The sequence below is a fragment of the Citrobacter enshiensis genome, from assembly GCF_029338175.1.
Lineage (GTDB): Bacteria > Pseudomonadota > Gammaproteobacteria > Enterobacterales > Enterobacteriaceae > Citrobacter_D > Citrobacter_D enshiensis.
In genome coordinates this window covers 1,406,395-1,419,203 of record NZ_CP119862.1, presented here as the reverse complement: position 1 = coordinate 1,419,203, position 12,809 = coordinate 1,406,395, and the positions used below count along the sequence as shown (strand labels likewise).

The following is a 12,809-nucleotide window of genomic DNA, read 5'->3' as shown; positions in this document are numbered from 1 at the left end:
CAAGTGCGAGTTCATTTTGTTGTTCATGAGTCGTTCGAATCAACCGGAGCCTATCTGCAATGGGCAGAAGCACGTGGTTACGCCATCTCCTGGTCTCGCGTCTATAGCGGAGAACCCATTCCCGCGAATGCCGATGATTTCGATATGCTGGTGGTTTTTGGCGGCCCGCAGTCACCGCGCACCACGCTTGCCGAGTGCCCACATTTTGACTCACTGGCCGAGCAGCATCTGATCAACCAGGCCATTGTCGCACAACGGATTGTGGTGGGGATTTGTTTAGGCTCACAGCTGATTGGCGAGGCGCTGGGGGCAAAAGTCTGTCAGAGCCCGGAAAAAGAGATTGGTCATTATCCCATTACGCTGACCGAAGCAGGTCAACAGCATCCGTTGATTGCCCACTTTGGCTCCCCGTTGATGGTCGGTCACTGGCACAACGACATGCCGGGGTTAACCGACCAGGCAACGGTACTTGCCACAAGCACAGGCTGCCCACGGCAAATCGTGCAGTACGGTAATTTTGTTTATGGTTTCCAGTGCCATATGGAGTTTACCGCCGACGCGGTTGAAGGACTGATTCAGCATTCCGAACAGGAACTGGCAGAAGCCAAAGGGAAGCGCTTTATTCGCTCAAACGAGGAAATGCGTGAATGGAATTACCGGGGAATGAATGAAAAACTGTGGCAGTTCCTCGACCTGTTGGTCGAGAAGCACCGCAAATAACCGACGTGCCCGGCCATTGCCGGGCGATGTTCTTAGATTCCCGCTCCCTGGCTGAAGTGCTCTTCGCCAAAGACCCCGGTCGACAGATAGCGATCGCCGCGATCGCAGATGATCGCTACGACCACGGTTCCAGGATTCGCTTTTGCCACGCGCAGCGCCCCTGCCACCGCGCCGCCGGAACTGACGCCGCAGAAAATACCTTCACGCACCGCCAGTTCACGCATCGTGTTTTCGGCGTCATCCTGATGAATATCTAAAACTTCATCCACCAGCGAGGCGTTGAAAATCCCCGGCATATATTCTGCCGGCCAGCGACGAATACCCGGAATACTGCTGCCTTCTTCAGGCTGCAACCCCACAATCGTCACCGGTTTCTCTTGCTCACGCAGAAAACGCGACACGCCGGTAATGGTGCCGGTCGTCCCCATACTGGAGACGAAATGGGTGATCCGCCCGGACGTTTGTTGCCAGATTTCGGGACCGGTGGTGGTGTAGTGCGCGTACGGGTTATCCGGGTTGTTAAACTGATCCAGCAGTTTGCCTTCACCGCGATTCGCCATTTCCAGCGCCAAATCCCGCGCCCCTTCCATCCCCTGCTCTTTGGTGACCAGGATCAGCTCAGCACCGTAGGCGCGCATGGCGGCGCGTCGTTCCTGGCTCATGTTGTCCGGCATTAACAGCTTCATGCGATAGCCTTTCAACGCGGCAATCATCGCCAGTGCAATTCCGGTGTTGCCACTGGTCGCTTCAATCAGCACGTCGCCCGGTTTGATTTCACCTCGCTTTTCCGCCTCGACAATCATCGATAACGCGGCGCGATCTTTTACCGAGCCTGCCGGATTATTGCCTTCCAGTTTGAGCCAAATTTCGCTGCCGTTGTCCGGCCCCAGACGTTGTAATTTAACCAGCGGCGTGTTGCCGATGGTTTGTTCTAATGTATTCACGTTTTCTGCTCATAAAAAAGCCGGGTGGCGCTGCGCTTACCCGGCCGACAAGTGACGACAATACCGTAGGCCCGGTAAGTACAGCACCACCGGGCGATAAACATACGAATTAACCTATCAGGCCGATTCAGCCAGAGCAAGCTCCGCTTCGCGCGTTTCGATGCGTTGTTCGCCGTTATACAACCGCGCATTTTGTAACCCAACGAACAGGCGCTCGCCGCGTACCGGCGCATCGTCACCCTGCATGATCACCGTCAGCGGTTCGTTGTACCACCCCAGAGGCTGCACAACTAATTGGGTATAGTGGCCTTTCGGGCTGGCTTCCAGCACCTGTACCGGCAACGGTGAGTCAAGGCTGGTACGGCGACTGATGTCCACTTCCCACGGGCGCAGGAACAGATCGACAGGGCCCTGATATGCTGGCGTGTAGCCGAGCGGCCAGCGGTGCGCCCCAACGTGGAACTGCCCGCCACGGATCGTCCCCTGCAGGCGGTTCACCTCGCCCATAAACTCCAGTACGAAGCGGGTCGCAGGCTCGCGCCATACCTGATCCGGCGCATCGGCCTGCTCAATGTTCCCCTGGCTCATCACCACCACGCGGTCCGCCACTTCGGTGGCTTCTTCCTGATCGTGCGTCACAAAGACGCTGGTGAATTTCAGCTCTTCATGCAGCTGACGCAGCCAGCGACGCAACTCTTTGCGTACCTGAGCGTCGAGTGCGCCAAACGGTTCATCAAGCAACAGAATTTGTGGTTCCACGGCTAACGCGCGCGCCAGCGCCACACGCTGTTTCTGCCCGCCGGAAAGCTGCGCCGGGAAGCGGTCCGCCAGATGCGCCAGTTGCACCATCTCCAGCAACTTTGTCACTTTCGCTTTAATCGCTGCCGCATTCGGGCGCTCACGACGCGGCAGCACCGTCAGGCCAAAGGCGATATTGTCGAATACGGTCATATGGCGGAACAGCGCGTAGTGCTGGAACACGAAACCGACTTTACGATCGCGGGCATGCAGGCGGCTGACGTCCGTCCCGTGGAAGCGAATATGGCCGCTGGACTGATGTTCCAGCCCGGCGATAATCCGTAACAGCGTGGTTTTTCCGGAACCGGACGGCCCCAGCAGAGCCACCATCTGACCTGAAGGAATATCCAGTGAGATATCATTCAGCACCAGGGTGCGACCAAAAGACTTCTTAATATTGGCAATCTCAATGCTCATGATTTTCCTCCTGTTGCGCGCGTTTTTCCTGATTTTCCAGGCGCCACTGCAACATGCTCTTCAAAAACAGGGTAATAATCGCCATCAGCGTCAGTAACGCGGCGGCAGTAAAGGAGCCGACAGCGTTGTAGTCTTGCTCCAGTAATTCAATCTGTAGCGGCAGCGACAGGGTTTCACCGCGAATCGAGCCGGAGACCACCGACACTGCGCCAAACTCGCCAATCGCACGGGCGTTGGTCAGCACCACGCCGTACAGCAGCGCCCAGCGGATGTTCGGCAGCGTCACGCGGCGGAACATTTGCCAGCCGGAAGCGCCGAGTAAAATCGCCGCTTCATCTTCCTGGCTCCCCTGGCTTAGCATCACCGGCACCAGTTCACGTACCACAAATGGGCAGGTGACGAAGATAGTGACCAGAACCATGCCCGGCCAGGAGAACATAATTTGCAGGTTATGCTCATCCAGCCAGCCGCCCAGCGGTCCGTTAGAACCGTAGAACAGCAGATACACCAGACCGGCGACCACCGGCGAGACGGCAAACGGGATATCCAGCAGCGTCAGCAACAATTGGCGACCCGGGAAGTTAAAGCGCGTCACCAGCCAGGCCAGCAACACGCCGAACACCAGGTTGACCGGCACGGCAATCAATGCGATCAGCACGGTCAGCCAGATGGCGTGGAGCATGTCCGGGTCGGCCAGATTCTGTAATACCGGCATCAATCCTTTGCTGAATGCCTGCACGAAGATATAGATCATCGGCACCAGCAAAATAAACGTGGACACCAGCATGCCCGCGCCAATCAGCAACCATTTCCCCCAGTTAATGCGGGGCGCGTCATAGCGTTTTAATTGAGTAACGTCCGCCATCAGTGACCTACCACACGTCGACCAAAGCGACTTTGCAGAGTGTTAATCGAGAACAGCAGTAACAGCGATGCGGCCAGGATCACCGACGCGATTGCGCTCGCCGCCGGATAATCAAACTCCTGCAGGCGAACAAAAATCATCAGCGATGTCACTTCGGTCTTCCACGCGATATTGCCCGCGATAAAAATCACCGCGCCGAATTCTCCCAGGCTGCGGGTAAAAGAGAGCGCCACGCCAGCCACCAGCGCAGGTGATAACTCCGGCAGCACCACTTTACGAAAGCTCTGCAACCGCGTGGCACCGAGTGTTTCTGCCGCTTCTTCATATTCCGGGCCTAACTCTTCCAGCACCGGTTGCACCGTACGCACTACAAACGGAATACTGGTAAACGCCATCGCCACCGCAATACCGAGCCAGGTATAGGTGACCTTAATATCAAACTTCGCCAGCCACTCGCCGTAAAAACCGTTGACCGAAAACAGCGACGCCAGCGTCAGGCCAGCGACCGCCGTTGGCAGGGCAAACGGCAGATCCATCAATGCATCCAGCAGCGTACGTCCCGGGAAGCGATAGCGGGTTAAGATCCACGCCATCAGCAGGCCGAACACGCCGTTAAAGATCGACGCCACGAAGGCCGACAACAGCGTGACTTTATAGGCCGCAACCACCTGCGGGTTGGTGATCACTTCCCAGTACTGCGCCCAGCTCATCTCAGAAAGTTGCATCACCAGCGCACTGAGCGGCAGCAGCAAAATCAGGCAGACGAACAGCAAGCTGGTGCCCAGACTTAAGGTAAAGCCGGGCAGCACGCGTCTGGAGGAGACGGCAAACATTTACTTACGCCCCGCCGCCAGCAGTTTGTCCAGTTCGCCACCGCTGACAAAATGGGTTTTCATCACCGCAGGCCAGGCGCCAAACTTATCTTCCACGCGGAACAGTTCGGTTTGCGGGAATTTGTCTTTCAGCTTGTCCATCACGTCCGGGTTGTTCACGCGGTAGTAGAAATCAGTAATGATGGTCTGCGCTTCAGGGCTGTAGAGCCAGTTCAAATACGCTTTCGCCGCCTTCTCTGTACCGTTGGCCTGCACGTTTTTATCGACCCACGCCACAGGAAACTCGGCGAGGATATTCACCTTCGGCACCACGACTTCAAAGCCCTGCGCTTCATACTGTTTGCGAATGTTGTTCACTTCCGACTCAAAGGTGATCAGCACATCGCCCAGTCCGCGTTCAACAAAGGTGGTGGTTGCGCCGCGACCGCCGGTGTCAAACACCTCAACATTCTTCAGGAATTGGGTCATGAATTGCTCGGTTTTGGCTTTATCGCCGCCATCGGCTTTATCCGCCGCCCCCCAGGCCGCCAGATAGGTATAACGCGCATTACCGGAGGTTTTCGGGTTCGGGAAAATCAGTTTCACGTCAGTGCGCACCAGGTCATTCCAGTCGTGGATGTTCTTCGGGTTGCCCTTGCGCACCAGGAACGCCATCGTTGAATAGAATGGCGAGCTGTTATTCGGCAGACGGCTTTGCCAGTCCGCCGGGAGAAGCTTGCCTTTATCGTGCAGGATCTGCACATCCGTCACCTGGTTGTAAGTGACGACATCGGCTTTCAGGCCCTGCAAAATCGCCAGCGCCTGTTTTGATGACCCGGCATGAGATTGTTTAATCGTCAGCTTGTCGCCGCCGTTGTCTTTCGCCCATTGCTGTTCAAACGGTGGGTTCAGGGCGGCAAACAGCTCGCGGGAAACATCGTATGAACTGTTCAGCAGCTCCGTTGCCTGCGCCTGCGTGGCCAGTAACAGAGACGCTACCAGCGTCAGGGTTCTTTTTTTCAGTAAGTTAACGGCCATTGCGCACCCTTATAAATTTAATGACTTTCTATTTGCCATCATATTTATAACCAGGGTGAAAGGAGTAACGGTTTTATATACCGTTTGATGATTTGAAAGTTGAAAAGAGAATAAGAGAACACCTCCCCACCGACGGTGAGGAGGTAAGGCGTGTCAATCAGACCCCGACGCTGACGCTTTCCGGCAACGTGCTGCCACCGTCAATGACGTTTTGTGTCCCCGTCAGGTAGCTGGACTCATCGGATGCCAGGAAGGCTGCAAGCTCACCGACCTCAAGCGGGCTCGCCAGGCGGCGCATCGGGATCGCTTTCGCCATCTCGGTCAGCACGGACTCTGGATCATCCGGATTGGACTGCCGGGCAATGCTTTCCGCCATCGGGGTGCGCACGTAGCCTGGACAGATCGCATTCACACGAATCCCCGCCTGCGCGAATTCCACGGCCAGTGATTTGGTAAGACCGATCAGTGCAGCTTTGGATAAGGCATAGGCGGTTTCGCCCGGATCGGCAACCATATCGCCCGTCACGGAAGACATCATCACGATGCGACCGTCGTTGCGCTCGATCATTTCGGGCAGTACGGCTTTTGTGACGTTCCAGACACCTTTAATATTGATATCGATATGTAAATCCCGGTCCTCCTCGCTCATGTCGAGGAAGTTACCTAACCGGCAAACGCCCGCATTGTTGACGAGAATATCAATTTTACCTTCCGTCGCCTTTGCGCGGGCAATGGCTGCCGCGACAGAGGCGGCATCCCTGACATCAGCATGAACCGCCGTACAACGATGACCGCGGCCCCCTAGCTCGTCCGCCAGTTTTTCAATCTCATCGGAGATGTCCAACAAAATTAAGTTCGCGCCATGGCGGGCAAACACTCTGGCGATCCCTTCGCCGATACCTTGTGACGCGCCCGTAATCAGTGCTGTTTTACCCGTGAGTTTACCCATTTCAATGTTCTCCATTTGAATACAGAGCCTTACACTCCATTAACACTGAAAATACAGCAATAACAAATAAGTGCTGCGGAACAGCTCACTAATTCAGGTAAATCTTAAGTAAAAAATCAGCGCGCTATTTACCCAACTGCTTAATCAGTTGGCTACTGCGTTCGATCATGCGCAGGGACTCAACGTCGTTAAGCTGTACCATGCCGATAAAGAGAAGGTCGGTCACTGAATTCTGCGCGGTTCGCGTTGACATGGAAGAGCTTCGCCATTCGGTCTCCCCGGATACCGTGTCCAGCGTGTAATGCGCCAGGCGGCGTAACGGCGAATCACTCAGTGATGTGATTGCAACAACGGTGGCCCCTTGTTGACGCGCCGCTTCAGCGCACAACACGATTTCCTTTTTCGAACCGCTGTAGGAGATCGCTATCTGCACATCCCCTTTTTGCAGGGCCTGCGCGACCGTTGCCTGAACATGGGTATCCACCTCACAGGCAACGCGATAGCCAATTTTCATGAGCTTGTACGATAAATCCCGTCCTACGAGGGAGGAACCGCCTACTCCGGTTATCTGAATGAGACTGGCTTTGCTGATCGCCCCGATGACCGCTTGCAGGCGAGCGAAATCCATCAGACTGCAGGTTTGTTCAAGGGCAAACATTTTTTCCCGGTTAAGTTTGCGGGCGATAACTTCCAGGCTGTCTTCACTGGTAATGGTGCTGTGCAGATGCAGCGCCGTATCATGCTTTTTTTCCCGGCTGATACTGTACTCTTCAATCAACGCCATTCTGAGTTCAGTAAAGCCTTTTGCCCCAAGCTTCTGGGCAAATTTCACGATACTGGACTGACTCACATCCAGCTGTTTTGCCATGCTACGGGAAGAGACTGCCTTCAGCTCACTGACGTTCGCCAAAAGAAACCCGGCAATTTTCTGCTCATTTTCCGTGAATTCTCCCTCTGCATTGCGCATTTTCGTCAGATAAAACATATCGCTCCAGCTCCCCGTCATCATGGAATCAAAAATTCCAAACCGTCAGCGCAGCATACCATAAAGGCCATCAGAGTTTGATTGTCCTCACACTCCGCGCTGTGACTCAATGATTCTCATTGTGTTTAATTTTATGAAATATATGATTCCAGTTATATCCTGGGGTAACAACGAACCTGTAAGGCAGCCCGCATCATGCAACTTGAAAAGATGATTACCGAAGGGGCGAACCGCGCCTCAGCAGAAATTGACCGTGTATCTACAGTAGAGATGTGCCAAATCATCAATAATGAGGATAAAACCGTTCCCCTTGCGGTAGAGCGTGTGCTGCCAGAAATCGCAGCGGCCATTGATATGATTACGGCTCAGGTCAGCGCTGGCGGACGTCTGATTTATACAGGCGCAGGCACCTCAGGCCGCCTGGGAGTCCTTGATGCCAGTGAATGCCCCCCGACTTACGGCGTGGCCCCCGGAATCGTCGTGGGGGTGATTGCTGGCGGCGATCGCGCGCTACAGCACGCAATTGAAGGAGCAGAAGATGACCGGGAACTCGGCATCAATGACCTGAAAAGCCTCGCCTTGAACAACCACGATGTGGTTGTTGGCATCGCTGCCAGCGGTCGTACTCCGTATGTCATTGCCGGACTGGAATATGCACGTAAAATCGGTTGCCGGACGATCGGGATCTCCTGTAATCCGGGCAGCGATGTGTCAAAAACCGCGGAGCTGGCCATCACCCCCGTGGTCGGCGCAGAAGTGGTCACCGGTTCTTCTCGGATGAAAGCTGGCACCGCGCAAAAGCTCGTACTCAACATGCTTTCGACCGGTCTGATGATTAAATCAGGAAAGGTATTCGGAAATCTGATGGTGGACGTTGTCGCCACCAATGAAAAACTGAATGCCCGCCAGGTCAATATCGTCAAAAATGCAACAGGCTGTACTGAGCAACAAGCCGAGGACGCGCTGCTGGCGTGTGCGCGTCACTGCAAAACCGCCATTATCATGCTGCTGAAAAACCTCGATGCAACAGAAGCCAGATTACGGCTTGAGCAACATGGCGGCTTCATTCGCCGGGCACTGGAAGAGGAGTAACGCGAATGGCAAAAGACATCAGCAACGCACTCCTGAATACCATCATCGACCGGGTCGGTGGTGCCGCTAATATTTCCAAATGCGGCAACTGTATGACCCGCTTGCGGCTGTCAGTGCATGACAGCAGTCTGATTGATCCCGCCATCAAAACGCTGGAAGGCGTGAAAGGTGTCCTGCTCTCTGATGACCAGGTGCAGGTTATTTTTGGCCCGGGTAAAGCGCAACGCGCGGCAGATGCCATGAACGTGTTGCTTGGCGAAACGGTGACCCCGCAGGCTGCGGAAATCGCTGCGCAGAACAAACGCCAGATTAAAGCGAAGCAGACATCCGGGATTCAGCAATTTCTGTCAAAGTTTGCCACTATTTTCACCCCGCTGATCCCCGGTTTTATTGCTGCAGGTCTGTTACTCGGGATTGCAACGCTCCTCGGCACCGTGATGCACGTCCCGGCCGATGCGACCGGCACGCTTCCCGATGCGCTGAACTTTATGAAAGTCTTCAGCAAAGGACTCTTTACCTTTCTGGTCATTCTTATTGGTTACAACGCGGCGCAGGCGTTTGGCGGCACAGGGGTTAACGGTGCAATCATCGCTTCGCTGTTCTTGCTGGGATACAACCCGAGCGCCACCACGGGTTATTACTCCGGTCTTCAGGATTTCTTCGGGCTGACGATAGACCCGCGCGGCAACATTATTGGCGTCCTGATCGCCGCCTGGGCCAGCGCGCGCATTGAAGGTCTGATTCGCCGTTTTATGCCTGACGATCTGGATATGCTTCTGACCTCCATGCTAACTCTGGTGATCACGGCCATTCTGGCTTATCTGGTGATTATGCCGCTGGGCGGATGGTTGTTCGAAGGGATGTCGTGGCTCTTTATCCATCTCAACAGCAATCCGCTGGGCTGTGCCGTCCTCGCCGGGCTTTTTCTGATTTCTGTCGTCTTTGGCGTGCATCAGGGGTTTATTCCCGTCTATCTGGCGTTAATGAGCAGTCAGGGTTTTAACAGCCTGTTCCCAATTCTTTCTATGGCGGGCGCGGGTCAGGTCGGGGCCGCGCTGGCGCTCTACTGGCGGGCAGAAAAACACAGCACGTTACGCAGCCAGGTTCGCGGCGCGATCATTCCAGGTTTACTCGGCGTCGGCGAACCGCTGATTTATGGCGTCACATTGCCGCGAATGAAACCCTTTATCACCGCCTGCTTCGGCGGCGCTGCCGGAGGTCTGTTTATCGGTCTGGTGGCCTGGTCCGGTCTGCCGATGGGGTTAAACAGCGCCTTTGGTCCCTCCGGTCTGGTGGCCCTGCCATTAATGACCTCTGCGCAAGGCATCCTCCCTGCAATGGCGGTGTATGCCGGCGGCATACTGATTTCCTGGACGAGCGGTTTTATTTTTACGGTTCTCTTTGGCTGCCGTAACGTGGATCTGGATTAAAAAATGGCAATCACCTGACGCTTTGCTTCCCTGCTTGCCGTCAGTTATACCCCCGCACCACGCTGAAACGTGAATAACAAAAAGGCCAGTCAGTGACATCACTGACTGGCCTTTCAGCACATGCAAAGCAATTAGCGACTTACAGCGCCATCAAACGATCCAGTGACGGCGCGAAGTAATAGCCGCCGGTGACCGGTCTGGTGAAGCGCAACATGGCATCGCGTTTGCCGTCGGTGTCGCCGAACATGCTCAACAACTGCTGTTCGATATTGTACAAACGCGCGCAGTAGGCGCAGAAATAGAGGCCATGTGTGCCGCTGGCCGTCCCGTACGGCAGACTCTGACGGACAATTTTCAGCCCTTTACCTTCTTCTTTCAGATCCACGCGGCTCAGGTGAGAGGTCTCCGGACGATCGTCGCCGTCGATCTCTTCGTTGGCTTCTTTGGTGCGGCCAATCATCATCTCCTGATCGTGGATGCTCATGCGGTTGAGCTGCTTCAGGTTGTGTTCCCAACGCTGAACGAACACATAGCTGCCGCCCGCATCAACGCCGTCTTTAATGACCGCAACTTCACGTCGCGTCTCAACGCCAGCCGGGTTTTCAGTACCATCGACAAAGCCGCTGAGGTCACGCTCTTCTACCCAACGGAAACCGTGGATCTCTTCTTTCACCTCAATGCAGTCGCCAAAGGCTTCCATCGCCGCCTGCGCGACGGAGAAATTCACGTCATGACGCAGGGACAAAATATGGATAAGCACATCGTACTGCGTTGCTGGCGCCAGACCTTTACCGTAAGGGATAAAATCTTTCAGCTCTTCTGCGCCGACGCCACCGCTGAGGGCACGCCAGGTGTTGTTGCCGAAAGCCACGACGGCGCCTAAGTGCGCATCCGGGAATTTCGCTTCGAAGGTTGCCAGTTTGTCGGCAAACGCTTTGCTCGCCGCACGCAGGGCATCAACCTCCCCTTTAACATTGGCTTCAATCCAAATCGCCGCACGGCAATGTTCTGGCAAAATGCCACTCTGAACCTGAGACATTATTCCTCCTGAATATGAGAATGCCACGACTGGGTGGCATTATTGATGGGGGCTATTGTAACCGTATTTTCTGCGGGGCGGTTTGTTCAGACGCAAATTAACGACGCCAGATAATTTTGCTCACCGTCCAGTTTTTCAGAGTGTCATCAGAGGGCATCAACCCTTCAGGACCGCTCCATTCGCCAGAAAAAACATAGCTAACATGCTGACTTCCTTCCGCTTTACACTCTACAGCATTGCTATCGTCACCAGAGGCTAACGCGCAGTTGCCGAACGCCTTACTGTAAAGGTCGCTAAACGGTGTACCGATCTCAACGCCGGTGTGTGCCGGAATCTCACTGTCCAATACAGCAATCCGGCTGATGGTTCCCTGGTCGCCGTTGATCACCATCGCCACTTTGTCACCCTTCATCGCCTCGAAATAACGTACGACATTGCCGTTATCCGTTTTCATCCCGCTACGCAGGCGATAGTCGCCATCCAGCGCGTCGGCAATGGCGCTTTCATCAAGCGGGGTGGACGCCGTTAATGTTCCAACGCCTTGTTCGGTGACTTCCGTCGATGATCCAAACCAGTTCCACGGATTTGCGGCGGACCAGTTTACAGACGAGAGCGTCGAACAGCCGGTCAGCGCCAGCGGCATCGCACATAAAAGCAAACGCAGCGATTTCATCTCACTTCCTTTCTTTATTAATCAACGTTGGTTGGAGTCCAGCTTCGTTAAAAAGTGCCGTTATTCTTTTTCAATGGCAAAACAGGCGCGTAAACGCCGATGGGTCACCAGCCAGATAAGCGCGATAATATCCACCACGACCAGCGCCAGTCCGACGCCGCTGACCGGCTCCCCCATCAACCATAATACCGGTTGCCAACAAAGCAGCACCGATTGGGCTAAAATCAAAAGCGCGCGAAATCCGTGCCACAGAACCGGAAACGCAAAGCGCCGCCCGCTGAGTAAAAACGCCAGCACGGCGGGTACGCCAGGGATTAGCCCCAGCCAAAAAGAATCGTGATCGGGATAAAACAGATTAAGCAGCGTATTGCCCTGGTCACGGGATGCTCCCGCAATCACAAACAATACCCAGGTACGCGCCTGTAGCAACAGTACGCACCAGAACAGAAAAGGCAGGCGCAAACGTCCGTGACTATCATAATCGCCAGGATGAAACTCAATACTCTTCATCTTCAATCAAACGCTTACCCAAAATCAGCACATCGCTGTGCTCGTAGCCCAGGCGCTCATACATGCCCAGCACGACGTCGTTATCGTCCCGCACCATGATTTGAATTTTCGGGCAGCCGCGCGCAATCAGCTTTTTCTCCAGACGGTTCAGTAGCGCATTGGCGATGCCACGACCACGAAACTCCGGATGCACGCCAAGATAGTACGCCGAACCGCGATGCCCGTCGTATCCCCCCATCACCGTGCCGACAACTTCGCCGTTCACCTCAGCGACCAGGAACAAGCTGACGTCATGGTTCACCTTACGCTCGATATCCATTTCCGGATCGTTCCATGGACGCAACAGATCGCAGCGCTCCCAGAGAGTGATCACCTCTTCGAAATCTTGCTGGCGGAAAACGCGTATCTCCATGGTATGAGTTACCTTTTAGGGTTAAAAACTGTGATTATGGCGCGATCGTCTGATTTAGCCAATATCTGACGCGAAGCGGCGAAAAAAATGGCATAATAGCGCATTGTCACGTATTGAAATGAAAC

At 54.7% G+C, this 12,809-nt stretch carries 14 protein-coding genes; 3 read left to right on the top strand and 11 right to left on the bottom strand.

Going from position 1 to position 12,809, the window contains the following annotated elements; all coding sequences use genetic code 11:
- Positions 1-3 precede the first annotated feature (3 nt).
- Positions 4-720, top strand: a complete 717-nt coding sequence (locus tag P2W74_RS06820) for a type 1 glutamine amidotransferase (protein ID WP_276294426.1) — start codon at positions 4-6, stop codon at positions 718-720.
- Positions 721-752: 32 nt separating this feature from the next.
- Here the strand turns inward: P2W74_RS06820 and cysM are convergent, their stop codons facing one another.
- The 7 genes from cysM to murR all read right to left on the bottom strand — a co-directional run bounded on the left by cysM (position 753) and on the right by murR (position 7,528).
- Complete coding sequence (cysM, locus tag P2W74_RS06815) at positions 753-1,664, bottom strand: cysteine synthase CysM (RefSeq protein WP_276294425.1); 912 nt, start codon at positions 1,662-1,664, stop codon at positions 753-755.
- 117 nt (positions 1,665-1,781) lie between these two features.
- Positions 1,782-2,879: a sulfate/thiosulfate ABC transporter ATP-binding protein CysA gene (cysA, locus tag P2W74_RS06810; RefSeq protein WP_276294424.1), complete on the bottom strand. Its 1,098-nt coding sequence runs from the start codon at positions 2,877-2,879 to the stop codon at positions 1,782-1,784.
- Entirely contained in the window at positions 2,869-3,744 is an 876-nt protein-coding gene (gene cysW / locus P2W74_RS06805) for a sulfate/thiosulfate ABC transporter permease CysW (protein WP_276294423.1), read from the bottom strand. The genes cysA and cysW overlap by 11 nt, the downstream gene beginning before the upstream one ends.
- Positions 3,744-4,577, bottom strand: coding sequence for a sulfate/thiosulfate ABC transporter permease CysT (cysT, locus tag P2W74_RS06800; RefSeq protein WP_000458417.1), 834 nt, complete (start codon positions 4,575-4,577; stop codon positions 3,744-3,746). The genes cysW and cysT overlap by 1 nt, the downstream gene beginning before the upstream one ends.
- Complete coding sequence (cysP, locus tag P2W74_RS06795; RefSeq protein ID WP_276294422.1) at positions 4,578-5,594, bottom strand: thiosulfate/sulfate ABC transporter substrate-binding protein CysP; 1,017 nt, start codon at positions 5,592-5,594, stop codon at positions 4,578-4,580.
- Positions 5,595-5,751: 157 nt separating this feature from the next.
- The gene (ucpA, locus tag P2W74_RS06790) at positions 5,752-6,543 is read right to left on the bottom strand and encodes an SDR family oxidoreductase UcpA (protein WP_203360491.1); all 792 of its coding nucleotides are present in this window, start codon (positions 6,541-6,543) and stop codon (positions 5,752-5,754) included.
- A gap of 124 nt (positions 6,544-6,667) precedes the next feature.
- Positions 6,668-7,528 carry an HTH-type transcriptional regulator MurR gene (gene murR, locus P2W74_RS06785; RefSeq protein WP_276294421.1) on the bottom strand — a complete coding sequence of 287 codons (861 nt, stop codon included), beginning with the start codon at positions 7,526-7,528 and terminating at the stop codon, positions 6,668-6,670.
- Between the two features lie 195 nt (positions 7,529-7,723).
- On the opposite strand from murR, the gene murQ reads away from it, so the two are divergent.
- Both murQ and murP read left to right on the top strand, forming a co-directional pair.
- Positions 7,724-8,620: an N-acetylmuramic acid 6-phosphate etherase gene (gene murQ / locus P2W74_RS06780; RefSeq protein ID WP_276294420.1), complete on the top strand. Its 897-nt coding sequence runs from the start codon at positions 7,724-7,726 to the stop codon at positions 8,618-8,620.
- 5 nt (positions 8,621-8,625) lie between these two features.
- Positions 8,626-10,050, top strand: a complete 1,425-nt coding sequence (gene murP, locus P2W74_RS06775; RefSeq protein ID WP_276294419.1) for a PTS N-acetylmuramic acid transporter subunit IIBC — start codon at positions 8,626-8,628, stop codon at positions 10,048-10,050.
- Positions 10,051-10,189: 139 nt separating this feature from the next.
- Here the strand turns inward: murP and yfeX are convergent, their stop codons facing one another.
- From yfeX to P2W74_RS06755, 4 genes are all read right to left on the bottom strand, one after another.
- Positions 10,190-11,089 carry a porphyrinogen peroxidase gene (gene yfeX / locus P2W74_RS06770; RefSeq protein WP_276294418.1) on the bottom strand — a complete coding sequence of 300 codons (900 nt, stop codon included), beginning with the start codon at positions 11,087-11,089 and terminating at the stop codon, positions 10,190-10,192.
- A 97-nt stretch (positions 11,090-11,186) separates the two neighbouring features.
- The gene (locus P2W74_RS06765) at positions 11,187-11,762 is read right to left on the bottom strand and encodes an RpoE-regulated lipoprotein (RefSeq protein ID WP_276294417.1); all 576 of its coding nucleotides are present in this window, start codon (positions 11,760-11,762) and stop codon (positions 11,187-11,189) included.
- Positions 11,763-11,822: 60 nt separating this feature from the next.
- Positions 11,823-12,272 carry a DUF2919 domain-containing protein gene (locus P2W74_RS06760; RefSeq protein ID WP_276294416.1) on the bottom strand — a complete coding sequence of 150 codons (450 nt, stop codon included), beginning with the start codon at positions 12,270-12,272 and terminating at the stop codon, positions 11,823-11,825.
- Positions 12,259-12,684: a GNAT family acetyltransferase gene (locus tag P2W74_RS06755; RefSeq protein WP_276294415.1), complete on the bottom strand. Its 426-nt coding sequence runs from the start codon at positions 12,682-12,684 to the stop codon at positions 12,259-12,261. The genes P2W74_RS06760 and P2W74_RS06755 overlap by 14 nt, the downstream gene beginning before the upstream one ends.
- Positions 12,685-12,809 lie beyond the last annotated feature (125 nt).